Origin of the sequence: Rhizobium sp. CF122 (assembly GCF_000282035.1) — a bacterium.
In the GTDB taxonomy this organism is placed as follows: domain Bacteria; phylum Pseudomonadota; class Alphaproteobacteria; order Rhizobiales; family Rhizobiaceae; genus Rhizobium.
Genome location: NZ_AKKA01000071.1, coordinates 182,346 through 206,707, shown reverse-complemented (window position 1 = coordinate 206,707; position 24,362 = coordinate 182,346). Strand labels below are relative to the sequence as shown.

General features: G+C 58.9%; 20 protein-coding genes and 1 pseudogene. 8 read left to right on the top strand and 13 right to left on the bottom strand.

Annotation, left to right across the window (positions count from 1 at the left end; all coding sequences use genetic code 11):
• Positions 1 to 28: 28 nt before the first annotated feature.
• Genes PMI09_RS14825 through PMI09_RS14795 form a run of 7 tightly spaced genes read right to left on the bottom strand, consistent with a single transcriptional unit; the run spans position 29 to position 7,224 of the window.
• Positions 29 to 1,468, bottom strand: a complete 1,440-nt coding sequence (locus tag PMI09_RS14825; RefSeq protein WP_007795364.1) for an NADH-quinone oxidoreductase subunit N — start codon at positions 1,466 to 1,468, stop codon at positions 29 to 31.
• Positions 1,465 to 2,940 (bottom strand): NADH-quinone oxidoreductase subunit M, encoded by a 1,476-nt coding sequence (locus tag PMI09_RS14820; protein ID WP_007795361.1) that lies wholly within the window; start codon positions 2,938 to 2,940, stop codon positions 1,465 to 1,467. The genes PMI09_RS14825 and PMI09_RS14820 overlap by 4 nt, the downstream gene beginning before the upstream one ends.
• 9 nt (positions 2,941 to 2,949) lie before the next feature.
• A complete protein-coding gene (locus tag PMI09_RS14815; protein ID WP_007795357.1) occupies positions 2,950 to 4,710 on the bottom strand; it encodes a Na(+)/H(+) antiporter subunit D in 1,761 nt (586 codons plus the stop codon).
• The gene (locus tag PMI09_RS14810; RefSeq protein ID WP_007795354.1) at positions 4,703 to 4,957 is read right to left on the bottom strand and encodes a hypothetical protein; all 255 of its coding nucleotides are present in this window, start codon (positions 4,955 to 4,957) and stop codon (positions 4,703 to 4,705) included. Before PMI09_RS14810 ends, PMI09_RS14815 begins: the two co-directional genes overlap by 8 nt.
• Entirely contained in the window at positions 4,954 to 6,417 is a 1,464-nt protein-coding gene (locus tag PMI09_RS14805) for a monovalent cation/H+ antiporter subunit D family protein (RefSeq protein ID WP_007795352.1), read from the bottom strand. Before PMI09_RS14805 ends, PMI09_RS14810 begins: the two co-directional genes overlap by 4 nt.
• Before the next feature lie 4 nt (positions 6,418 to 6,421).
• Positions 6,422 to 6,724: an NADH-quinone oxidoreductase subunit NuoK gene (gene nuoK / locus PMI09_RS14800; protein ID WP_007795349.1), complete on the bottom strand. Its 303-nt coding sequence runs from the start codon at positions 6,722 to 6,724 to the stop codon at positions 6,422 to 6,424.
• Positions 6,724 to 7,224, bottom strand: a complete 501-nt coding sequence (locus PMI09_RS14795; RefSeq protein WP_007795347.1) for an NADH-quinone oxidoreductase subunit J — start codon at positions 7,222 to 7,224, stop codon at positions 6,724 to 6,726. Before PMI09_RS14795 ends, nuoK begins: the two co-directional genes overlap by 1 nt.
• Before the next feature lie 276 nt (positions 7,225 to 7,500).
• On the opposite strand from PMI09_RS14795, the pseudogene PMI09_RS32225 reads away from it, so the two are divergent.
• Positions 7,501 to 7,780: pseudogene (locus PMI09_RS32225) on the top strand (integrase); the annotation flags it as partial.
• A 91-nt stretch (positions 7,781 to 7,871) separates the two neighbouring features.
• On the top strand, positions 7,872 to 9,038 hold the full coding sequence (locus PMI09_RS14790; protein ID WP_007795344.1) for an ATP-binding protein: 1,167 nt from the start codon (positions 7,872 to 7,874) through the stop codon (positions 9,036 to 9,038).
• Between the two features lie 332 nt (positions 9,039 to 9,370).
• Here the strand turns inward: PMI09_RS14790 and PMI09_RS14785 are convergent, their stop codons facing one another.
• The 4 genes from PMI09_RS14785 to PMI09_RS14770 all read right to left on the bottom strand — a co-directional run bounded on the left by PMI09_RS14785 (position 9,371) and on the right by PMI09_RS14770 (position 14,795).
• On the bottom strand, positions 9,371 to 11,302 hold the full coding sequence (locus tag PMI09_RS14785; RefSeq protein ID WP_007795341.1) for a methyl-accepting chemotaxis protein: 1,932 nt from the start codon (positions 11,300 to 11,302) through the stop codon (positions 9,371 to 9,373).
• Positions 11,303 to 12,060: 758 nt separating this feature from the next.
• Positions 12,061 to 12,990: a 5-dehydro-4-deoxyglucarate dehydratase gene (gene kdgD / locus PMI09_RS14780; protein ID WP_007795339.1), complete on the bottom strand. Its 930-nt coding sequence runs from the start codon at positions 12,988 to 12,990 to the stop codon at positions 12,061 to 12,063.
• Positions 12,991 to 13,037: 47 nt separating this feature from the next.
• Positions 13,038 to 14,018, bottom strand: a complete 981-nt coding sequence (locus tag PMI09_RS14775; RefSeq protein ID WP_007795334.1) for a mannonate dehydratase — start codon at positions 14,016 to 14,018, stop codon at positions 13,038 to 13,040.
• Positions 14,019 to 14,084: 66 nt separating this feature from the next.
• Positions 14,085 to 14,795, bottom strand: a complete 711-nt coding sequence (locus tag PMI09_RS14770; RefSeq protein ID WP_037083186.1) for a FadR/GntR family transcriptional regulator — start codon at positions 14,793 to 14,795, stop codon at positions 14,085 to 14,087.
• Positions 14,796 to 14,927: 132 nt separating this feature from the next.
• Here PMI09_RS14770 and PMI09_RS14765 point away from each other — a divergent pair, with 132 nt between their 5' ends.
• The 6 genes from PMI09_RS14765 to PMI09_RS14740 all read left to right on the top strand — a co-directional run bounded on the left by PMI09_RS14765 (position 14,928) and on the right by PMI09_RS14740 (position 20,895).
• Positions 14,928 to 16,523, top strand: coding sequence for an ABC transporter substrate-binding protein (locus PMI09_RS14765; protein WP_007795327.1), 1,596 nt, complete (start codon positions 14,928 to 14,930; stop codon positions 16,521 to 16,523).
• A gap of 15 nt (positions 16,524 to 16,538) precedes the next feature.
• Complete coding sequence (locus PMI09_RS14760; RefSeq protein ID WP_007795324.1) at positions 16,539 to 17,567, top strand: ABC transporter permease; 1,029 nt, start codon at positions 16,539 to 16,541, stop codon at positions 17,565 to 17,567.
• Positions 17,564 to 18,466, top strand: coding sequence for an ABC transporter permease (locus PMI09_RS14755; RefSeq protein ID WP_007795321.1), 903 nt, complete (start codon positions 17,564 to 17,566; stop codon positions 18,464 to 18,466). The genes PMI09_RS14760 and PMI09_RS14755 overlap by 4 nt, the downstream gene beginning before the upstream one ends.
• The gene (locus tag PMI09_RS14750; protein ID WP_007795319.1) at positions 18,453 to 19,295 is read left to right on the top strand and encodes an ABC transporter ATP-binding protein; all 843 of its coding nucleotides are present in this window, start codon (positions 18,453 to 18,455) and stop codon (positions 19,293 to 19,295) included. Before PMI09_RS14755 ends, PMI09_RS14750 begins: the two co-directional genes overlap by 14 nt.
• Complete coding sequence (locus tag PMI09_RS14745) at positions 19,295 to 20,032, top strand: ABC transporter ATP-binding protein (protein WP_037083184.1); 738 nt, start codon at positions 19,295 to 19,297, stop codon at positions 20,030 to 20,032. Before PMI09_RS14750 ends, PMI09_RS14745 begins: the two co-directional genes overlap by 1 nt.
• A gap of 479 nt (positions 20,033 to 20,511) precedes the next feature.
• Entirely contained in the window at positions 20,512 to 20,895 is a 384-nt protein-coding gene (locus PMI09_RS14740) for a hypothetical protein (RefSeq protein ID WP_007795313.1), read from the top strand.
• A 329-nt stretch (positions 20,896 to 21,224) separates the two neighbouring features.
• On the opposite strand, the gene PMI09_RS14735 is transcribed toward PMI09_RS14740, so the two are convergent.
• Both PMI09_RS14735 and PMI09_RS14730 read right to left on the bottom strand, forming a co-directional pair.
• Positions 21,225 to 21,959 carry a helix-turn-helix transcriptional regulator gene (locus PMI09_RS14735; protein WP_007795310.1) on the bottom strand — a complete coding sequence of 245 codons (735 nt, stop codon included), beginning with the start codon at positions 21,957 to 21,959 and terminating at the stop codon, positions 21,225 to 21,227.
• Positions 21,960 to 22,142: 183 nt separating this feature from the next.
• Positions 22,143 to 24,005, bottom strand: a complete 1,863-nt coding sequence (locus PMI09_RS14730; protein WP_007795306.1) for an ABC transporter transmembrane domain-containing protein — start codon at positions 24,003 to 24,005, stop codon at positions 22,143 to 22,145.
• Between the last annotated feature and the right edge of the window lie 357 nt (positions 24,006 to 24,362).

Here is a 24,362-nt window from a genome sequence, read left to right as displayed (position 1 = left end):
TCGGGTGGATCATTGCAAATTCAATAGATCAGCCGCCGAACACGGAATGCTGAGCAAGCCTCAGAAACCACGCTGGAAACAGGCCAATGCCGATGGTGCCGACGGCGGTGAAGGCCAGCGTGGCGCGCACCATAGGCGTCAGCGCCGGGTCGAACATCTTCTCCGGCTCGCGCATGTAGATCACCATGACGATCCGGATATAAAAGTAGGCGGCGACGACGCTCAGCAGCACCGCGATCACCGCCAGCATGACGAAACCTCGCTCGACCAGCGCGACCAGCACGTAGAACTTGGCGAAGAACCCGGCCGTCGGCGGAATGCCGGCCAGCGAGAACAGATAGAGCAGCATCACAAGCGCCAGCCCGGGATGCGATTTGGCGAGACCCGCATAGTCTTCGACAACCTCGCCCGAGAAATCGCCGTTCCGCATCATGATGATGGTACCGAAAATGCCGAGATTCATGAAAGCGTAGATCAGCAGGTAAAGCATCACGCTGGCGATCCCGTCCGCACCGCCGGCCGCCACGCCGAAAAGGGCGAACCCAGCATGGGCAATGCTGGAATAAGCCAGGAGGCGCTTGAAATTATCCTGCACCAGCGCCACGAAACTGCCGAGCGCCATTGTCACCACCGCAATGACCGCGACGATGATCCAGACATCCGAGGCTGCGACCAGAGGGTTGAGGAACACCCGCAGGATCACCGCGAACCCCGCCGCCTTGGGGCCCACCGACATGAAGGCGGTGATCGTGGTTGGCGCGCCTTCATAGACGTCCGGCACCCACATATGGAACGGCACCGCGCCGACTTTGAAGACCAGCCCCGCGACAATGAAGACCACCGCCAGCAGCAATCCGGGATCGAGCGGATCGCCGGTCACCGCCGCAGCCATCCCGTCGAGTTGTGTCGTGCCGGTGAGCCCGTAAACCAGCGAAACGCCGTAAAGGAAGATCCCGGTCGAGACCGCGCCGAGGATCACATATTTCAGCGCCGCTTCGTTCGATCGCCGCTCCTGCCGCAGGAAGCCGGTCAGCACATAGGTGCAGAGCACCATCAACTCGAGGCCCACATAGATCGACATGAGATCGGTCGCCGAGGCCATGATCATCATTCCCGAAAGCGCCAAAAGCAGCAGGACATAGTATTCGCTGCTGCCGATCCCTTCGATATCGGTATATTTTCGGGAAAGGAGGAATGTCAGGACGGTAGCGATGTAGAACACGAACTTGAAGAAGACCGCGAAGCGGTCGGCGATGAACATGCCGGTGTAGGCCGGCCGTACCTCGCTCGCCAGCATGAGTGTCGCCGAGGCGGCCATCAGCACGATGGCGACGGAGGCCCAGACAAGGAAGTGTTCCTGCCTCTTTTGCACGAATTGCCCCAGGATCAGCAGGATGCAAGCTCCGATGATCACGACGATTTCGGGCAGGCTCGCCACGATCGACTGGAAAAGCGCGGTGGCGGTCATTGGCCGCTCCCCTCGCCGTGCACGTGCGCCAGCAGATGGTGAACCGATGCGTCAATGATGTTGAGAAAAGGTTTTGGATAGAGCCCGACCCAGAGCACGAAGACGGCCAGCGGCAGCATCGCAGCTACCTCGCGGGCATTTACGTCACGTATCTTGAACCGCACGCCGACGCTGGGCGGACCAAGCGCGACTTTGCCATACATGCCAAGCAGATAGGCCGCGCCCAGTAAGGCACCCAAGATGGCTGCCGCGCCGACAGCCAGGTTGGCGGCAAACCCGCCCGCCAGGACGAGCAACTCGCCGACGAACGAATTCGTTCCCGGCAGCGCCATCGATGACAGAATGAACAAGGCAAGAAACGCGCTATAGACCGGCGCCACCTTCATCAACCCGCCATAATCGGCGATGCTGCGGGTGTGGGTCCGCTCGTAGATCAGGCCGACGAACAAAAAAAGGGCGCCCGTCGTTACGCCGTGATTGAACATTTGCAGGATGGCGCCCTCGAGCCCTCGCAGGTTCAGCGCGAAAATCCCCATCGTCACGAAGCCCATGTGGCTGATGCTGGAATAGGCCACCAGCTTCTTGAGGTCGTCCTGCGCCAGTGCAAGCAACCCGCCATAGACGATTGCAAGCGCTGAAAGCGCCAGCATCAGTGTCGAATAATATAGCGATGCCTCCGGTAGCATCGGCAGCGAGAACCGCAAGAATCCGTAGGCGCCCATTTTCAGGAGCACTCCGGCGAGAATAATGCTGCCTGCCGTTGGCGCCTGCACATGGGCGTCCGGCAGCCAGGTATGGACCGGGACCATCGGCACCTTGACCGCGAAGGCGACAAGGAAGGCGAAGAACAGCCACGACTGGACCCCGAACGGCAAGTCCTTGGCTGTCAGGGCGAGGATATCGAAGGTCTTGCCGCCGTTGATGTAGAGCACGATGACGCCGATCAGGAACAGGACGCTGCCCGCCAGCGTATAGAGGAAGAACTTGAAAGCCGCGTAGATCCGGCCGTCTCCGCCCCAGACGCCGATGATCAGGTACATCGGGATCAGCATCGCCTCCCAGAAGACATAGAACAAGAACAGGTCGAGCGCTGAGAACACCCCAAGCATCAGCGCCTGCATGACCAGCAGACTGACCATGAACTCCTTCACCTTGCGGTCGATCGCGACCCACGAGGCGAGCACGCAAACCGCCCCCAGCAGCGCCGTCAAGAACACGAAAAGCGCGCTGATCCCATCGACACCGAGCGCAAAGGTTATGCCGAGTGCCGGCACCCACGGCCGCACCTCGGTGAACTGCATTTCGTGGGTCGAGGTGTCGAAACCGGCCAGCATGGCGATGCAGAAAGCGAGGTCGAGGACGGTGACAGCCAGCGCCGTCCACCGCACCGCACCGTCGCTGCGTAGAAACATCAGGACCGCTGCCCCGACAGCGGGCGTGAATACGATGAGGCTCAGTAGCGGTAACCCCATGGATCCCCCCTACCGCCACGCTACGGCGAAGACGATGGTGGCTACGATTACACCGACAATCATCGCCAGCGCGTAATGGGTAACGACACCCGTCTGTAGCCGCCGCAGCGTCCCGCCGCCGCGCAGGATCGTTTGGGCGACGCCATTCACGATGGCGTCTACGCCGATGAGATCGATCCGCAGTCCCGCCCGCGCTGCGCCATATAGGAAGGGCAATGCCGCGGTCTCGGACACGTCGCTCACCGCCTTCTCGTAGCGTGCCAGCGGCTTTTCGGCGAACCACATGAAGAGCCGCGCCCCCTTGCGATAGAACCAGTCGGTGTCGAGGCTGATCGTCTTCTCGGGGTCGAGGGCCTTGAGGAACAGCACGAACCCGAAGGCGGTGAACATCAGCAGGCCGAGGCTCTCCGTGACATGACTGCCCGTATAGGGTTCGAAGTCCACCTGATAGGGAAGAAGCGCATAAAGCGGCTGCGGGAATACGCCGATCGCAACGCAGAGGACCGCCGCCATGCCCATCGCAACCAGCATGTTGCGCGGCGGCTCCCGCGCCTGAAGCTTCCGGTCTGTGCCAAAAAACATGTAATACGGGAGCTTGAGCCCGGTGTGCAGAAACGTCCCCGACGAGGCCATCGTCAACGCCAGTACCACCAGCGCGCGATGATCCTGTCCGGCAGCGGCTATCACCATCGACTTGGTGACGAAGCCCGAGAAAAATGGAAAGGCCGAGATCGCGAAGGCGCCGACCATGTAGAGCGCCACCGTCAGCGGCATGTTCTTGTAGAGCCCGCCAAGCTCGGTGAGCTTGCGCTGCCCGGTGACGTAGATGACCGCCCCGGCCCCCATGAAGAGGAGAGCCTTGTAGAGGATATGCGCGAAGGCATGGCTCGTGGCACCGTTCACCGCCATCTCGGTCCCGATTCCGATGCCGGCCACCATGTAGCCGACTTGGCTGACGATGTGATAGGCCAGGAGCCGCCGGCAGTCGTTCTCCAGCACCGCGTAGATGACACCGTAGAGCGCCATCGCGGTACCGAGCCAGACCAGAAGCTCGGTCCCGGGAAACGCGCGCGCCAACACATAGACGGCGGTCTTGGTCGTAAAGGCGCTCATGAATACCGCCCCGGTGACGGTCGCCTCTGGGTAAGCGTCGGTCAGCCAGGCGTTGAGGGGTGGTACCGCGGCGTTAAGAAGGAACCCGGCAAGGATCAGGTAGGCGCCGGCGCCCATCCCCGCCTCGATCGGTCCGAAGAGCAGCGATCCTGTCGAGGTTCCATGGAGAATGATGCCCCCAAGCAACACGACGCCGCCAGTGACATGGACCATGATATACCGGAACCCGGCATTGATCGCCTGTCGACCGCCCTTGGCGAAGACCAGATAGGCAGAAGCAAAGGCCATGGTTTCCCAGAACAGGTAGAGCGTCAGGTAGTCGCCGGCGAACACCACGCCGAGCGCGCCGCCGACGTAGGCGAAGGCAGCGACATGCTGGCCGGGACGAGGCAAGTGCAGCGCATAGACCGTTCCGATTAGAGCCATGATGGTGAAAACGGTGGCGAAGACGATGCTCAGCTTGTCGACCTTGGCGATCAGGATTTCCTGCCCGAGGAAGTGCGCCGCTCCATAACTGCCTGGCTGGACCGTTACCACTGCAAGGATCGCCAGCGCCGGGATCAGCAGCAGATAGACCTTCCGGATCGATCCGGTGAGGAAAGGGATCGGCAGGGTGCCAAGAATGAACAGCAGGGCCGGATGAGCGAAGTCAATCATAATAGTCCTCGCGCCGCATGAGTCCGCCCTGATGGCCAAGGAACTTGGAAACGAAGATCAGCAGAACGCAGGATAAGAAGCCATAGACGGCCGACCAGCCCGGCAGGCGGTCCCACAGATAAACCGCGTGTTCGCGGGGGACCAGAAAGTCGGCGATGACGATCAGAACGAGCACCAGATAGAACAGCCGGCGCCGCTGGTTGGCGTATTCTTCGTCACCAAAGAAATCGACCACGCGCTTGATCATCTGACAACTCCTTCCGCCAGGGCGAGGAAATAGTTGGGGAAGATGCCCATCGACACCGACAGGATGGCAGTTGCCACCAGCGGGATCGTCATCATTGGGATTTCACGGACCGTTGCGGGGCTTTTCTCGGCCTCCGTCTTGAAAAAGGCGAGATAGGTCACAGGCAGGAAATAGGCGGCGTTGAGAACCGAACTCACCAGGAGCACAATCAGGAACGCGACGTCCCCCGCCTGCATCGAGCCCAGCGTCAGATACCACTTGCTGACGAAGCCCGCGGTCGGCGGCACCCCGATCATGCTTAGCGAGCCGACGAAGAACGCGCCCATCGTCCAGGGTAGCCTGCGGCCGATACCGGCCATGTCGCTGATGTTGCGCTTGCCGGACGCACAATAGATCGACCCGGCGCAAAAGAAGAGGGTGATTTTGGAGAAGGCGTGAGCCGCAATGTGGATGATTCCGCCGACCATAGCGACCGGCGAGAGCAAAACCGCGCCCAGCACGATATAAGAGAGCTGGCTGACCGTCGAATAGGCGAGCCTCGCCTTCAGGTCGTCGCGCGTCAGGGCGTAGACGGACGCCATCAGGATCGTGAACGAGACCAGATAGGCCGTGGCGATGCCCAGGTGCTGACTGTCCATCAGCCCTGTGCCGAAGACATGGAACACCACGCGCAGCACGCAGAACACGCCCATCTTGACCACGGCCACCGCATGCAGGAGCGCGCTGACCGGTGTCGGCGCCACCATCGCCGCCGGCAGCCAGGCGTGCATGGGCATTATCGCGGCCTTGGCGAAGCCGAAGAGATAGCAGAAATAGACGACCGTCAGCAGCGGCGCCGAGGCATTGACGCCCGCCAACAATCCGCCTGCCCTGAAATCGAGCGACCCCACAATGGAGTAGGTCAGCGCCAGCGCGGCGAGAAGCGCGCTTTTCGAGGCGCCCATCAAATAGACAAGGTACTTGCGGCTGCCCGTCCATGCCTGTTCGTCCTCGTGGTGGTAAACGAGCGGATAGGTCACGAGGCTGAGCATCTCGTAAAAGATCACCAGCGTGAACAGGTTGGCGGCGAAGGCGCCGCCCACGGCCGCCGCGAGACTGGTGGCAAAGCAGGCGAAGAAGCGGGTCTGCGCGTGTTCGTTCAAGTGCCGCATATAGCCGATGGAATAGATCGCCGCCGCGATCCACAGCAGCGAAGAAACGGTGGCAAACACCATGCCAAGCGCATCGACCCGGAAAGCCAAGTCAATCCCCGGCAGGATCTCGAACAGGCGCAAGTCGATCGTCCCGCCCGAAAGCACCGTCGGCGCCATCGAGGCGACAATTGCGAACATGGCGATAGCAGCCAATGGCGAGACGAGATCGCGGAGTCGTTCGCGGTTGTTCAGGAGGAGAATCGCGAGGGCCGCCAGACCTGCGACGGCAACGGCAAGCAGCGGCCGGATCGATATCACCGGGTCCAAACCGCTATCCTTTCATGATGGTCACGTCGTCGACCTTGAGGGTGGACTTGTTCCTCACGAGGGCGACCAGGATACCGAGGGCGACGGCAACCTCCGCCGCTGTGATTGCGATGACGAAGATCGCGAAGATCTGCCCGCGGAAATCGTCGTCGTAACGCCCGAACGCGATGAAATTGATGTTGACCGAGTTGAGCAGAAGCTCCAGCGACATCAGCACGACCAGGATATTGCGCCTGATGAGCACGCCTGCCGCCCCGATCACGAACAGGACCACTCCGAGCAAGATATACCAGGAGAGCGGAACCATCACTCCTGCTCCTTCCGCGCCAGCACGATGGCACCGACCAGGGCGGCGAGCAGGATGACGGAGGCGGCTTCAAACGGCAGCAGGTAGTCGGCAAAAAGCGTCGTGCTGAGCTGCCTGATCTCATCGCCACCGCGCACAGCGGCGGGCTCGGTGACCGAAAAGCGCTTGCTCCACAGCACCAGCACGAGCATCTCGACACCAAGCAGGACGAGCAGCACCAGCGCCGGCAGGTTGCCGCCCGGCAAGAACCGCTGCAACATCGCTTCGCGCACATCGATCATCATGATCACGAACAGGAACAGGACCATGATCGCGCCGACATAGACGAAGATCTGGATGACCGCGAGCAACGGCGCGTCGAGCAAGATGAAGATAGCAGAGATTTGCAGGAAACAAGCCATCAACGCCAATGCGCTGTGAACCGGACTGCGCGCCATAACCACAGTCAGGGCCGCAATCACGGACACCGTCGCGAACAGAAGAAAGAACCCCTGACCCATCGACGCGACCCTCCCACGACAACTGTGACCCAGCGCGAGACGGCCGGATTTGAGATAGTTGCGCACTTCAGGTGCATTTATAAATTGTGCCCTAGTCTCGGATTTTTCACAAGATTATTGTCATTGGTGGAGCAAGACCGGGCCGATCCGATTGTGGCGAGCCCCGCTCGCGAGAGGCTGGCGGAGCGAGCCTGCGCCTGATGGTCAATATGCTCCCGAATATGCGCAGCCGCGCCGACCTTCGCTGCGGGCGGGGTGCCGCCCGCCGCGGCCGCCAAGACAACGCAGGCAGATGACGATATCCAATGGCTGATGATCGGCCGGCCCGTCACCGCTTTGAAGGCCTGGCTCTCTCAAGCGAAAATCGAAGCTGGACCAGTCTTTCGACGCATCGATCAATGGGGCAGTATCGATCGGCGGCCACTGACGCCCCAGTCGATCACGCCGCCGAAAGGCCAACCTGGAGCCGGACAAGTTCCCGGCGCATGGGTTGCGGTCCGGCTATCTGACCGAGGCAGCCACACGGCAGGTGCCGCCGCAGGAGGCGATGCAGCGATGCAGTGCAAGTCAATCAATCAGGCCGCATTGCACCAACATTTTTGCATTCCTTTCTTGCAAATATGGAGTAAAGCTCCATAAATACAAGGATGATTGAGCGTAGAATTGAACGTGAACTGAACGACCTGATCGGCTCTCAGCCTGCCGTCGCACTCATTGGCCCGCGGCAAGTGGGCAAGACAACGCTGGCGCTCGACATCAGTCAAACACGACCGTCGATCTACTTGGACCTGGAGTCCGATGCTGACCGCGCCAAGCTCAGCGAGCCAGAACTCTATTTAAGCCAGCACAGCGATAAGTTGGTCATCCTTGACGAAGTACAGCGTTTGCCGAACCTGTTCCAGAACCTGCGAGGTCTTATCGACCGCGGCCGGCGATCCGGCCGCAGAGCCGGTCAGTTCCTGCTCCTTGGATCAGCGTCCATCGAACTGTTGAAACAGTCGGGCGAAACACTGGCGGGCCGAATAGCCTATCTTGAAATGCAGCCAATCGATGGCCTCGAGATCGCAGAAGCAGATCTCAATGCACTATGGCTTCGCGGCGGGTTCCCCGATAGCTTCCTGGCCCCTAGCGATATGGCAAGCCAACGCTGGCGGCAGGATTTCATTCGCACGTATTTGGAACGAGATATCCCGCAGCTCGGTCCAAGAATTCCAGCCGAAACGCTCAGGCGTTTTTGGACTATGCTCGCGCACCGCCAATCCAGTGTTCTGAATGCAGCCGATTTTGCCCGCGCACTCGGCGTTGACGGCAAAACCGTCGCATCCTACCTCGACTTACTGGTCGATCTCTTGCTCGTGCGTCGGCTTGAACCTTGGCATGCTAACCTCGGCAAACGTTTGGTGAAGTCGCCCCGCATCTATGTTCGCGACAGCGGCATCACCCACACCCTGCTCGGACTCGCTACCGAGGAACAGTTGCTTGGTCATCCGGTGGTAGGCGCAAGTTGGGAAGGATTTGTCATTGAAACGCTGATTGCAGCCGCTCCAAGCGATACGCAGGCGCATTTCTATAGAACCGCGGCAGGCGCAGAAATCGATCTGCTGCTGACGCGACCAGGTGGCCGTCCCTGGGCCATTGAAGTCAAGCGGAGCCTGACACCCAAAGTCGAAAAAGGATTTTACCTTGCGTGCGAAGACCTTCAGCCCGAAAGGCGGATTGTTGTCTATCCGGGTCGGGAAACCTATCCGCTCAAGGGTGACGTCGTTGCAATGTCTCTTCCGACAGCAGGAACGCTTTTGCACGACACCGACTGAACCAGGGTCTACGAGCCGGGCTACCGTCCCGAGGATGCCGTTGCGACCCGCATTCGGAAACCATCCAAGGTATCGGCCAGCTGTGCTTGATTGACGTAGAGCGATCATTTTCGACGCATCCACGATGCCACGCCCGGTGCGGAAGCGAATAAGGCGGCGGTGAAGACCAAGGATCGAAGCAATGGTGTGCCATTATCAGCCAAGTAGGTCTCCCTGCGTGGAAAAGACGGCCGCGTTCGCAGCCGAGCCTAAGATAATGCCAATGACCAAAATCTGAACGAAAAAGCGCCGCGACATCGACGGTCGCGGCGCTTTGTATCGTGTCGTTTATTTCAGAATTCGCGCCAATCTTCAGCCGCCGCACCGCCAGCAAAAGCTGTCGAGACCTTGCGTACCATTGCCGCTGGAGCGTTTCTCTGTGGCAGTCGCAGTGCATGGGCAGATTGCGTCGTCCCGGCAGAGCCCTGAAAGCGGAATTTTGACAGCTGGCTTGTCAGCGAACCCGCTTCGTCAGCCAGCTTGTGGCTGGCTGCGGATGTCTCTTCGACCATCGCCGCATTCTTCTGCGTGGATTGATCGAGTGAATTGACCGCGGCGTTGATTTCTTTGAGCGCCGTAGACTGTTCCTTCGCAGCCTCGACGATTGAGCTCACGTGGCGGTTGATTTCCTGCACTTCGCTGACGATCTCCGTCAGCGCCGTACCAGTCTCGCCGACCAGGGTCACGCCGGAACGCACTTGATCACCGGAATTGCTGATCAGTTGCTTGATTTCCTTCGCTGCATGGGCGGAGCGTTGAGCAAGTTCGCGAACTTCCTGAGCGACGACTGCAAAGCCTTTGCCCGCCTCGCCGGCCCGTGCAGCCTCGACGCCGGCGTTTAGTGCCAGCAGGTTGGTCTGGAATGCAATGTCATCAATGACGCTGATGATATTGTTGATCTCGTTCGAGGAACCTTCGATCTGGCTCATCGCGGCAACCGCACGCTTCACGACTTCGCCCGAGCGCTCGGCATTTGTGCGTGTTCGTGCAACAAGGTTGCCGGCCTCTTCGGCGCGACGGGTCGAGTCATTGACCGTCGTCGAAATTTCATCGAGCGCTGCGGCAGTCTGTTCAATTGATGCGGCCTGCTGTTCGGTGCGCTTTGCCAGATCATTCGAAGCTTCGCTGATCTCGCGGGCACCGGCATCGATCGACAAAGCGTTATCGCCGATCGTCTTCAACGCCGATTGAAGCTTCTCGACCGAGTTGTTGAAGTTAAGGCGCAGCGTATCGAGAGATGCAGCGAACGGCTTGTCGAGACGGATATCGAGATTGCCGGCGGCCATTTCTTCAAGTGCTTGGCCGAGCTGTTGAACAGCATCGTTCGTCTGCGCCGATAGCGCCTCGCGTTCCGCCGCGGTTGCTTCGAGCCGCGCGTTCTCATCAGCGGTGCGCCGGGCGTCGGCTGCGGCGCGCGCCTCAGCCTGCGAGGTCACGGCCTCGCGCACGGCGCCAACGGCCTTCGCCAAATCGCCGACCTCGTCACTGCGGGCCTCGATATCGCTGGTGCTTTCGTTGTTGCCCTGTGCCATCCGCTGCAGGGCGATCTGCAGCTTGGCCATCGGCAAAGTGATCGAGCGGGTCGCGAGGAACGCAGCGGCAATAGCCATAAGCACAGCGCCTCCCAACGACCCCAGTGCCAGCGTCTGGAAGCCCGCAACGACGACGCTGACGCCACTGCCGACTGACTTGTTCAAGTTTTCCTGATAGTCGATGAACTTGTTGATGGCCTTGAGCCAGTTGACGAAGAGAGGCGTTGCCTGCTCGATTAGCATCTTCTTGGCTTGCACCGGGTCATTCGCCATCTGGCGCGCGATGATATCTGCGACAACCGGATTGGTTTTCGACTGAACGTCGGCAATCTCCGCAACGATCGCCTTCTCGGGCTCAGTGGCAGCGCCCGGCATCGAGATCATCGCATTCATCTTCTGCTCGTTTTCCGCATAAGTCGCGGCAAGCTTTGCAATGAGATCGATCGCGGTCTGACGGCCGGCAGGCTCATCGCGCAAAACGACATCGCGAATGGCAATTGCCCGGTCATGAACGCTGCCCCGGAAATTGATGGCAAAGCGCTGCTTGACGCTGTTGACCTCGTTGATCTGCACGAGATCGTGGTCGACATAGTTCATCTTTGAAATGGAAAAGAGCGTCAAGCCAATCATGAGCAGCAGCAGGAAACCGAAAGCTGCATAAAGGCGGGGGCCGATGCCAAATCGGAAAGTCATTTGCAATCCTCCAAGCGCAAATAGCCGCGCAAGCAATGAATTGCGCGATGCCGCAACGATGAGCGTTATCCGGGGGCACCCGGCCGAGCGCCGTTGAACTCATTTCTCGCTTTGTCTGAAGAAAGCACTCGTGAATAAACAGATAATGAAAGATGGTTAATAATTATAATATGAGCAAAATAATTATACTATGTCCAAACAATGTGTCGCACAAGTATTGCAGGTTGCAATTCAAAAGCTGCTTGGTTTTCTTGATCCGGCTTTGAATCACTCTGTTTGCAGCTGATACCAGTGCTTCCAGCGATGCCGCGACAGTACGTGTATCTTCCGGGAGCGATCGCTTCGTCAGATACTGGTATGGTTGGTGAGTTCCTCGAGCCGGAAGGGGGCGCTAGCACGAGGAGAGGCATTAGTGTCGCAAAGAACTGCACAACCTGGCGGCGCTTCAATTGCCGTCGACAACGACCATGCCCGTCGCGATAGTTGTGTGCACCTGGAGCACCAACTTGGCAATCTCGATTCCGATTGTGATAATCTTTTCCACTGACAGGGCCTTCTCATGCGTCATGCGGTCAGAACGTTACGTGGCTACGCCGCGAAAAGGCTGACTGCTCGATTTGACGACATGATCGTCAATCGCCCTGCTCGAACTAGAAACAGCTGAGGCGCGCCTTCGACTGCGCCTGCTCGGGCGTTGCACCGATACGTCCAAGGCGCAGTCTACTCATTACGACATTGCAGGGTGAAGCAAGGCGTCTCTACGCGGTCTCAAGCGTAAGACTTGCGGTATCGGCAGCTGCTACGATGTTCTCCAGCACGGAAATTTCCTCTTCTGTCAGATCTGTGAGTGGAGCCCGGACAGAGCCGGGATCGCGGCCTATCACCTTTAGCCCGGCCTTGATGATCGAGACTGCATAGCCTTTTCTTCGGTTGCGCAGGGCAACGAATGGGAAGAAGAAATCCTTGAGAATCCGGTCGACGGTCCTTTGGTCGCCGTTTCGCAGCGCCTGATAAAAACGTTGTGCCAGTTCCGGGACAAAATTGAAGACGGCTGACGAATAGGTCGTTACACCAGCGGCGAAATAGGCCTGAGCATAGACTTCGTGCGTCGGCATGCCGCCAACATAGACGAGGCGGTCGCCAATCTTGGTGGTGATCTCAATGACGCGGTCGACGTCCCCGACCCCATCCTTGAAACCGATCAGGTTGGGGCATTCGTCGCAGAGTTGCGCAAGACTGTCTGCCGACAGGATGGCGTTATCACGGTTATAGACGATCACCCCGATCCCGACTGCGTTACAGACTGCCTTTACATGCGCAACCAGGCCGGCCTGTTCCGAAAACATCAGATATGGCGGCAGGAGCAGCAGCCCATCGGCGCCGGCCCTTTCGGCTGATCGTGCAATCTCGACTGCAAGCGAGGTCCCATAGCCTGTTCCCGAAATGATTGGCGTCTTGCCGGCTGCCTTCTTGGCGGCACGTATGACCAGCGGCACTTCCGCAGGATTGAGTGAGAAGAACTCGCCGGTACCGCCGGCTGCAAAAAGTGCGCTTGCCTCAAAGCCAGCCAGCCAGTCGACGTGTGTGCGGTATGCCGCCTCGTCAAACGTGTTGTCGCTGTCGAAATGCGTCACGGGAAAGGAAAGCAAGCCGTCGCCGACCGCTTTCTTGATGGCATCGGGTTCCATGTCAATGTCCTTGAGTTATTGCTCTATCGAAGGATTTGGAGGCGCGATCACAGATGCCCGGCTTCCATGGCCTCAAGCAGGGCGGCGATGTAACCATAGCAAAAGCTGAAGGCTACACCGCTGGCATCGCGGCCGCTGATGCTCGGTACATGATCCGGCATGACCATGTATTTGTAGCCGACCTCCTTATACACTTTCAGCGACCGGACCATGTCCATGTCACCCTCGTCGGGGAAGGTTTCCATGAAGGAAAGCGCGCCGCCGCGAATGTTGCGGAAGTGCAGGTTGAAGATCTTGTCGCGTGTGCCGAACCAGCGAATGATGTCGTCGATCTCCTCACGCGGATTTTCGAGCATCTCGCCGATCGACCCTTGGCAGAAGTTCAAACCGTGATAGGGGCTTTCCCGCATCTGGACGAACTTCTTGAGCCCGTCGACCGTCCCAAGCACACGTGTGACGCCGCGATAGCCGGGAGGCGTGTAGGGATCGTGGGGATGGCAGGCAAGGCGAATGCGGTTGCTTTCGGCAACGGGAACGACCCGTTCGAGAAAGTAATCGATACGCTCCCAGTTTTCATCCTCCCGGAGCACTCCCGCAAGGCCAGGCGCCGCCTGGTGGTCCGCCTTGTCCCAACGAAATGCCTCGTTGAGCGATCCGCCGCGGCCTTTTTCGAGTTCGGTGCGCGGAATGCCGATCAAATTGAGATTGTATTTGGTCGCAGGTATGCCTGCCTTGGCGCAGTTCTCGATCATCTGGCAGACAGCGTCGATCTGCCGGTCGCGCTCGGGCCCGGCCAAGAGGATATCGGGATAGGATGCGTTCTCGATCGGTTTCGACGGCAGGGGAAGCTGGATCATGTCGAGCACAAGCCCAAAGCTTTCCACATGATCGCAATGACGCTCTAGATCTTCCAGCGTCCAGCTTGACGGGGCGCCTGGCGGATCGGCCGATATATGCTTCACCCCAAGCTGGGCAAAAACACGAAAATCGTCATCGTCGCGCACTGCGACCTGCGTTCCCAAATACACCTTCATCCTCCCGAATGATCAGATCATGTCATATGACATAATATGAATTTCGGAGGCTGTCGAGTATTATTGCTGCTCTGCGAGCATTCGATAGCGTCGCTGGCTTGCCATCATGTGGGCGCGCATGGCCTGGCGGGCCCGATCCGGATCCTGATCTGCGATGGCCGAGAGGATCTCCCCATGCTCGGCGTGGACCTTTTCGAGATAGGTGCGGTCATTGGCTTCTGGCAAGGTCGGAAACTGTCCGCGCGGTATGGCACGAGGACCGAAGTGGCGCAGAACATCGACGTAAAACCGGTTGTTCGTAGCGGCAGCGATGGCCATGTGAAACTCGTAGTCGGCCTCGACGGTCGGCTGCCCAGCTTCAATCAAATTCGCCATCTTCCTGTTGGCCGCGCGGATGGCGGCTTCTTGCTCGGCTGTCCTGCGATAGGCTGCGATGGCCGCGGCCTCGCCTTCGGCAGCCATTCGAAATTCCAGCAATTCAAGGGTCTCTGGGATGCTTTTTACTTCGATTGGCGTGAGCGAGAGACCCGTCTTTGTTTTGGGGTCGGCGACAAAGACACCCTTGCCTTGAACCGGTTGGACAAAGCCTGCCGCGCGCAGGTCGGCAATTGCCTCCCTGACGACCGTCCGGCTGACGCCAAAGGTAGCCTCAAGCTGCGGCTCGGTTGGCAGTTGATCCCCCTGTCGCAGCTTTCCCGTCTCGATCTGCAGGCGCAGTTGATCGATGACCTGCTGTGCCAGCCGCTGCCTGCCGCGATTGATCGTTACCATCATGCCCGTCCCAATCTATCCATCCGGTCTCGTCCGCACGACGCTTGCAAAGCGCTCTGATCTTCGATAAATCATAATACGACATACGGACGACATATTATGTCTCGTATAGTAACTCAGGGAGGAGTTGCAATGAAGTATTTTCCCAGAAGTCTGTTTGTAAGCGTCGCCTTAAGTGCGCTCACCATGGCGGCCCAGGAGCTCAAGGCGGCCACGCCCGCTGACCAGCTTGTTATCGGGACATCGCTGGCCCAGGTTCTGTCGCTCGACCCGCAGCAAGCGACGGAAGGTAAGGCCGTCGAGATCATGTCAAACCTCTACGATCGGCTGGTGGCAACGACGCCGGACGGAAAGATCGTACCGCAGCTTGCAGAAAGCTGGCAGGTCGATGACAAGGGGATCACTTTCAAGCTGCGTGAAGCAGCGTTTGCCTCAGGCAATCCGGTCACGTCGAAGGACGTTGTCTATTCTCTAGGGCGACTTCTAAAGCTCGACCAGGCTGCGGCAGCAAACCTGAAGCGAGTCGGCTACACGAAAGACAATGTCGACCAGTTGGTCAAAGCGATTGACGTCAAGACCGTGCGTATCGATCTTTCCGACACGGTGACGTCGGAACTTTTGCTTTACCGGCTCGCCATGGCGATTGCGAGCGTGGTCGACAGCGTCGAGGTCGAAAAGCACGTCGTCAACGACGACTATGGAAACGCCTGGCTTAGAACCCATTCTGCCGGCTCCGGTCCGTTCACACTCAATCGCTGGTCGCCGAACGAGCTCGTCATTCTTGACGCTAACAAGGACTATGTCGCGGGTGCGCCGAAGATGCGCCGTGTCATCGTCCGGCATGTGCCTGAAAGCCAGGTCGAACGCCTGATGCTGGAGCGCGGCGACATCGATCTTGCCAGCGCCCTGACGGCGTCTGATCTGGCGATTTTCAACGGCAAGAAGGGCTTTGAGGTTCAGCGCGTGCCCACCGGCGGTTTTTATGTTCTAGCGATGAACGCGGGCAACAAGTATCTCGCCAATCCAAAGGTGCGCGAAGCGATCGCCTACAGCATCGACTATCAGGGTATCGAAAAGACGATCATGGGGCCGTACGGTCGCGTCAGGACGGTCCCGGTACCAGAGAATTACGAGTATGCGGTACCAAGTCCGGACTGGCACCTCGATGTGGCCAAAGCAAAGCAGCTGTTGGCCGACGCGGGTTTCAAGGATGGCATTTCCCTGACGCTGAAGACCATAGCTCAGACACCTCGTGTCGATCTGGCAACGGCCATTCAGGCCTCACTCGGCCAGATCGGCATCAAGGTCGATGTCCAGCAGGGAAATGGCTCCGACATCATTTCGGCCCACCGGGCGAGAAACTTTGATCTCCTGATCCCACAGACTGGCGCCTACATGCCGAACGTCCTCGGTGCGATGGAGCAGTTTGCATCCAATCCGGACAATTCGCTCGAAGCCAACAATGCCGGCAACTTCGTGTGGCGCTCGGCCTGGGACATTCCGGAATTGACCGCAGTGACGGCAAAGGCGTCGATGGAGCCTGACCCCAAAAAACGCGGCGAGCTTTATGTTGAGATGCAGAAGATGTTCATCGACCAAAAGCCCGCCGTGCTGCCGATGTTCGAGCGTTTCGAACCCATCGTCTTGAACAGCAAGGTTCAGGGCTATGTCGGCCATCCCAATTTGATAACGCGCCTTGAAGGCGTGACCAAGGCCGAGACCGAATAAACAAGGTCGCCGATCATGAAAGAACTGTCCGTAACCGAACTGGGATGGCGGCTTTGGCATCTCGTTCTCAGCCTGTTCATCCTTCTGTGCGTCACTTTCGTGATCGGCCGCGTCTTGCCCGCCGATCCTGTCGGGGCCATCGTCGGCGAGCTTGCAGATCCGGCTGCCTACGCCGCCATGCGCCAGAAGCTCGGCCTTGACCTGTCGATCTACCAGCAATTTCTGATCTATCTGAAGGGGCTCGCTCAGGGCGATTTCGGGACGGCGGTTCTGACCGGCAATCCGGTATCGGCGGATCTCGCCCAAGCATTCCCGGCGACATTCGAACTTGCCACCCTGGCAATTCTCATCTCGACGTTTGTTGGTGTACCCCTTGGCCTGACTGCCGCGCTTTTTCGCGACAGTTTCATCGACAAGGTTGCTCGCGTGATTGCACTTGTCGGTCATTCGATCCCGGTCTTCTGGTTCGGAATTGTCGGCCTGGTTATCTTCTATGCCGGCTTGAACTGGGTTGGTGGCCCTGGACGCATGGATGTCTTTTACGAGGGCCTCGTCACGCCGCAGACGGGCCTCTTGCTGGTCGACAGCCTTTTGCAGGGCGAAACCGAGATTTTCTGGAACGCACTCGGCCACATCATTCTCCCAGCTGTCATCCTTGCCTATGCGGCCATGGCCTACATTACCCGGATGACACGCAGCTTCACGCTGGAACAGCTAAGCCAGGACTATGTGATTGCCGCGCGCGCAAAAGGCGTCGGCCCGGCAAGGACCGTCATCAGCCACGTTCTTCCCAACATTGCTGTACAGCTCATCACCATTCTTGCGATCTCCTACGGTGGGCTTCTTGAAGGCGCGGTCGTGACCGAGATCGTCTTTTCATGGCCAGGCATCGGTCAATACATGACGAACGCGCTGATGATCGGCGACATGAATGCCGTCGTTGCAGGTACGATCATCATCGGTTTCATCTTCATGTTTCTGAATTTCCTCGCGGATATCGCCTATGCGATCTTCGATCCGCGCACGAGAGAGGCGGCGCGATGAGCGAGGCAATTGACACCAATCTTCCTATTCGTCCACCGAGCCTTCCAGCACGCATCATAGCGTCTTCAGCCCGTATCGTCTCGAAGCTTGTGCAGGAGCCGCTCGGTCTTGCAGGCTTTGTCATTCTTGGGCTGCTCTGCATCGTCGCGATTATTGCCCCTTGGCTTGCGCCCTACGATCCGAATATCCAGGTTCTTTCCGACGCCTTGCAGCCGCCGAGTGCCGCGCATTGGGCCGGCACCGACGAGTTCGGGCGCGACATTCTGAGCCGGCTGATTTACGGAACGCGGATCACCGTTCAGACGGTACTCTCGATTTCTCTGATTGTAGGTCCCATCGGTCTCCTGATCGGCGTGGTTGCTGGCTTCTTCGGTGGCCGCACCGATGCGCTGCTGATGAGAGCGACAGACATCGTTCTTTCCTTTCCTTCGCTGATCCTGGCGCTTGCATTTGCCGCGGCCCTTGGCGCCGGACTGACCACTGCGATCATCGCCATTTCCCTGACTGCCTGGCCGCCGATAGCCCGGCTGGCACGTGCCGAGGCTCTGGTTGTCAGGAACGCCGACTACGTCGCTGCTGCGCGGCTTTATGGAGCCTCGCCGCTGCGCATCCTGCTCGTCTACATCGCGCCCATGTGCATCCCCTCGGTGATCGTTCGCCTGACGTTGAACATGGCCGGGATCATCTTGACGGCCGCCTCCCTCGGCTTTCTCGGACTGGGTGCGCAACCTCCGGCGCCGGAGTGGGGCGCAATGATATCGAACGGACGCAAGTTCATGCTGGACTACTGGTGGGTTGCCGTCATGCCGGGCTTGGCTATCCTGATTTCCAGCCTTGCCTTCAATATCGCGGGCGATGCGCTTCGCGACATTCTGGATCCTCGCCATGCAAGATCATGAGATGAGACCCCTGCTTTCCATCAGGAAATTGAACGTGAGTTTCGGCAGGAGCGCGGTTCCCGCCGTGTCCGACGTAAGCTTCGACGTCGGGCGTGAGCGCGTCGGGATCGTCGGCGAGTCCGGCTCGGGCAAATCGACGACGGGACGCGCGATCATGCGCCTTCTACCGCCGAGTGCTAATGTCACGGCGTCGCGTCTCGAGCTTGACGGGCGGCCCCTTCTGTCGCTGCCGGAGCGGCAGATGGGCAAGATACGGGGCAAGGACATCGCGTTGATCATGCAGGATCCTCGCTACTCGCTCAATCCGGTGCTGACGGTCGGCAAGCAGATCGCCGAGGCGGCTCGCCTGCATCTTGATCTGCGCGGCCGCGCTGCGCTTGCCGCCGCAACCAGAGCGCTCGAGCGCGTGCGGATCAAGGACCCGGAACGCGTGATGACGCTTTATCCGCACCAGATTTCCGGCGGCATGGGGCAACGCGTGATGATTGCCATGATGCTCCTTGCGAAGCCGAAACTGGTCATTGCCGACGAGCCGACATCGGCCCTCGATGTCAGCGTCAGGAAGGATGTGCTGACGCTGCTCGATGAGCTCGTCCGGGAGAATAATTCCGGACTGCTGTTGATCAGCCACGACATTCGCATGGTCGCAGCTTTTTGCGAGCGGATTATCGTCATGTGTTCCGGGCGCGTGATCGAAACGCTGACCCGGCTCGAAGACGCGCGCCATCCCTATACACGAGGACTTATGGCAGCGATGCCGGATCCGAAAAATCCGGTACGGCGCCTTGCTGTTCTCGACCGGACAAAGCTCGATCTGGAGAATGCATGATGATTGAAGTAGGCGATCTCGATGTCGTGTTTGCTTCGGGCAAGCAGGAAAATCACGTGGTCAAGGAAGTGAACTTCAAGGTGGCGCGTGGTGAGACCCTGGGCATCGTCGGCGAGTCTGGCTGCGGCAAGTCCACCTTGCTGCGCTGCCTTGCTGGTATGGAACGGGGCTGGTCAGGAGAGATTGCGCTGGCCGGCAGGGTCGTCGGCAAGACGCGCAGCCGCGAGGACCTCAAATGTGCGCAGATGGTTTTCCAGGATCCCTACGGTTCGCTTCACCCCCGTCATCGGATCGGAACGGCGCTCGCCGAGCCTTTGAGGGCTATGAACCACGTCGATATCTGGCAGAAGGTGGATAAGGCCCTGCGCCAGGTCGGTCTGCCGGCAGGCTTTGCCAACCGCTTCCCCCATGAGCTCTCCGGTGGGCAGCGCCAGCGCGTTGCGATCGCCAGGGCCCTGATACTTTCGCCACCCATTCTCCTGCTCGATGAACCAACCTCGGCGCTGGATGTTTCCATACAAGCGGAAATTCTGAACCTCCTGGCAGATCAGCGTGATGAGCGAGGCCTGACCTATGTGCTTGTCAGTCACGATCTCGCCGTCATCGCGCACATGTGCGATCGCGTTTTGATTATGAAGGACGGCCGCTTCGTCGACGAGCTCACCAAGGCGGATCTGCAGGCGGGGGTAACCCACCACGCCTATGGCCGCGAATTGTTCGGCGCAAGCTTCATCTGACCTAAGATCGCGTGAGCGATCGAACCGCACGGATTGGTGAGGCGCTCTTCGACGGCGCCGATTGAATGTGATGTCCTTCGTGGCATGCAACATGCGCGACGCGATCGCCAGCGCGCCGGATAGCATGACCCTTGCAGTTCGTCGTTCCGCGACTTGAACTTGAAGAAAATCCGACGATGCGGGCAAGCCGCGTTCAAGCCCTCACCGCTTCAGATCCCCCCGACGCATCCTCCACTGGAAGCCGCTGACGTTGTGTGATTGGAGACAATCGGTCTCGATAGCGGCCAGATGTTTTACCCACATCGGTCCGGCAAGTATCGGACAGGTTCAAAAAAATATGGTCATAATCTCAGTCCGTTGACAGGTTGCGCGATGCATAATGGAACAAAGGGCTTCCTCATTCGTAAGTTACTCTATAAAAATAGTCGTGTAATGATGGCGCTGACAGCCTTGGACAAAAGGCCTGAGAGGAGACAGACATGACAAATGCTTTGCCCCCGCTTCATGCAGGACATGCTCCAATTACGCTTCAAGAGCTTTTCCGCGAGGCAGTGTACGTCTTCGAGGAATGGGACGACGAATTGGTCGAGCCGATCGTCACCTTCGAAGGACGGGTGATCCCAATCAGCCATGTGTTTGAGGCTATGCGGCACTGCAACGACATCGTTCCAATGCACATGGCCGGCGCAATCGCCGACCGCCTGACAAAGCCATGGGAGGGCGATGGACCACTGGACCAGATGAGCTTTTCGACTGCCGCAAGGGTCATGGCCGTATTGGTTCGCAAGCGCCTGCTTTTCGGCGAAATGCATGGATTCGCATCGTTTGCGATAATCGGAAGCCAGCGAAATTCGCGCCGCTGATGGAGCCGGGCAAGCGTCGGACAGCCTTTCCTGCCCGGCGCGACCTATCTCATCAAATGCAGGCAATGGCCGCGCGAGCGTTGCAAGAGAATGGCCCGAAAGGACACGGCCGCCCGATGATCGCGCTGACCGCGACAAAGATTTCCGCACCAGTCCGATTTGCGGTTTGCAGCGCCCACCGCGAAGGAAGCCCGTCGTCATCGATCAGGCATCGTGCGCGACAGCCTTCGTCAAGGTGCGTTCGGCGGCTGATGAGAAGCGGAGTATTCCCTATGGAGGGACGGGCGTTCTTTGGGCGCCATCGGAGCCAGACTGCCGGGAACCGCTGATCAGACGATCAATCGACGTCGGATCGCCTCGGCTATGGCCTGGGTCCGATTGGATGCGCCGAGCTTCTTGGCCGCCGACTTGATGTAACTGTTCACAGTCTCGACTTGGTATCCGGTCGCCTTTGCAACACCCTGGCTGGTTAGTCCGAGGCTCGCCTTCGACAAGCACGCTATTTCGCCTTTCGACAACCGCAAATGGTTTGCAGCGAAGCGGTCGACAAGCGGTTTTGTGACCGCGGTGTGGATCGCCTCGGCGATCAGGGCAAGGAACGTGATCTCGTCGTCGTTGAACGGAGTGGACCGCGTGAAGCCGACTGCTCCATAGACGGTACTGTCTCGAAGGATTGGAACGATGGTCCTGTTGTGGACTGCGAACGTCCGTTGAAGATACAGGAGCCTTTGGGGAACTTCCTGTTTCTGATACACGTCGCTCTCGATTACCACCGCCGTTGATGACTTGCTGGCCTGAACGAGCGGGTCCACGAACAGGAGTTGATCGGCCATATACGCTTCGATGAACGCGGGTGGCAGATCGGTGTCGATGGAGAAGCCCCCTCCGAAACGGTAGTGGTCGACATCGAGTCCTGAAATGAAAATGTAATCGAAGGGCACGGCCAACCGGAGCCTATCGATGAGTTCGTTTTTTCCGAAGTAGCGGTGCTTCGGAACCGAGCGAAGGTCTATGTAGTCGTCCAACGCGTCTGGAGATAGGATCGAAAGGGCGTTGACGGGCATCGGGGCAGCTTCGGTTATTGCAGAATCTACCCCAGTTATGGCGCTCGGCAGTTAGCCGAAGCTTAACGACTTGATGAAGGTCGTGTGCCGGGTAATAGATTGCTATTGGCCTGGCATCTGGTCGAACGCCGTCGCCCACCGCGCAAGGCGTCACGCTTCCTCCCGACCGCTTTCGCCACGGTCCTATGCGGCGTTCTTATCATGCTCTGGACCGTCCGGTGTCTTGAACTGCAGTTCAGCCAGACGCTTGTAGAGTCCCCCGCCGCGCAAAAGGGCAGAATGCGTGCCTTGCTCCACGATCCGGCCTCCGTCCATCACCAGAATTCGGTCCGCTTTGAGAACCGTTGCGAGCCTATGTGCGATGACGATCGTGGAACGATTGTCCATGAGTTGCTCCAGCCCCTGCTGAACCAGCTGCTCGTTCTCCGCGTCGAGCGACGCCGTGGCTTCGTCGAGAAGCAGGATCGGAGCGTCTTTCAGAATGGCCCGAGCAATCGCGATCCTCTGCCTTTGTCCGCCGGAAAGAGTAAGGCCCCGCTCGCCGACCACCGTATCGTATCCGTTCGGCAATCCGCTGATGAAACCGTGAGCCTGAGCCCTGGTGGCGGCGGCAACGACTTCCTCTCGTGTGGCGTCCGGACGCCCGAATGCGATGTTCTCGAAGATCGAACTCGCGAAGATGGTCACATCCTGTGGAACGATGGATATTTCCTTTCGAAGATCCTGGCGAGAGATGGACCGCAGATCCCTTCCATCGATCGAAAGGTTGCCCCCATCGGCGTGGTAGAATCCGAGCAACAGCGAAAAGACCGTGCTCTTGCCGGAGCCTGAAGGTCCCACCAACGCGATGGTTTCTCCGGGAGCGACATTCATCGTCAGTCCCGCGAGAACCTCTTTTTCCGGGGCGGTTGGATAAGAGAAATGCAGGTCGGAGATTTCGATGCCGCCTGTTACCGGACGCCTCAATGGGACGCATGAGCCCGGCTCGGGCACTTGTGTCTCTTCATTCAATAGGTCGAACAACCTTCCGGCAGCGCCCGCGGCCTGCGCCAGTTCTCCGCACACCTCCGAGAGCGAGCCCAATGATCCCGCTGCGATAACCGAGTAGATCAGAAATTGGCTCAGGTTTCCCGCAGACAGCGTGCCAACGAGGACGCTTTGGGCGCCTAACCAGAGCACGCCGACAACGCTGCTGAAGATCAGCGCGATTGCAACGCCCGTCAGGCACGCACGGGCACGTGCCGCAGTGACGGCCCTGTCAAAGGACAGCTCGACGTCGCTGGCGTATCTTTGCCGAGCGGCGTCCTCCGTATTGAAAGCCTGGACGGTTCGATTTGCCGCGATGATTTCGCTGGCATAGGCGGACGCACTGGCAAGCGCATCCTGTGCGGCGCGCGATTTCTTGCGCACAGACCGTCCGAAGTAGATCAGCGGCGCAATTATGAGCGGAATTACGCCGACGGCGATCGTCGATAGGCGCGGGCTGGTGACGAACATCATGCCGAGCGCGCCCGCACAGAGGATCGAGTTTCTCAGAGCCACGGACGCCGACAGGCTGACCGCCGCTTTGATCTGGGTGGCGTCTGCTGTAAGGCGCGACGCTATCTCTCCCGAGTGGCTGCAGTCAAAGAACCGAGCTGGAAGACGAACGATATGATTGAAGACCTTGGCGCGAAGGTCCGTCACGATCCGCTCACCGAGAGTGGTGACAAAGTAGTAGCGTAGCGCGCTGGCTACGGCCAACGCGACAGCCAGAGCCATCACCATGAGAAAGTATCTGTCGATGAACGTCCCGTCGGCCTGCCCGAAACCATTGTCGATCATGCGACGAACGGCCATCGGCAGAGAGAGCGAAATCAACGCGGCGCAGGTGAGCGCCAGAACCGCGCATATTGTCAGCCCGCGATGATGTCGCAGGAAAGGAGCGAGGCGTACGAGGCTGGCCGCGGCTCGTTTTTGCGAGGACGCTAGATGCCGGCTTCCGTCGTCGCGTTCGAGCGACTGGTCTTTGAGACTGGCAGTCTGTCGGTCGTGCTGGGCTATCATCAACGCCTTGATCTCCGAATAAATGTGACGGTGCCCTTGTCCACCTGACGGACTGCAGCGTCTTTGATCATGATCAATTATCGGAGAAGCGTTTTCGAAACCGGACGCCCTTAGGCTTACTAGATCGATCCCGCGACGGCGTCTCGTCGGCGGCCCTGCCCTTAACTTTTCATAAGTAAATCAACCCTATTTATGGGGTGCGTTTCGTATCCTCTGGAGGCGTACGCAAGAACCTCGCATCAAGGACCGGGCATTGGCAGAATCGTCGGCGTCTTCTTCAGCGCGCGTGGCTTCCTTGGTTGAGGCGCTGCTCGGGGCTGGATGCGATATGTGGTCTGTTGGAACGGGCTATTTTGT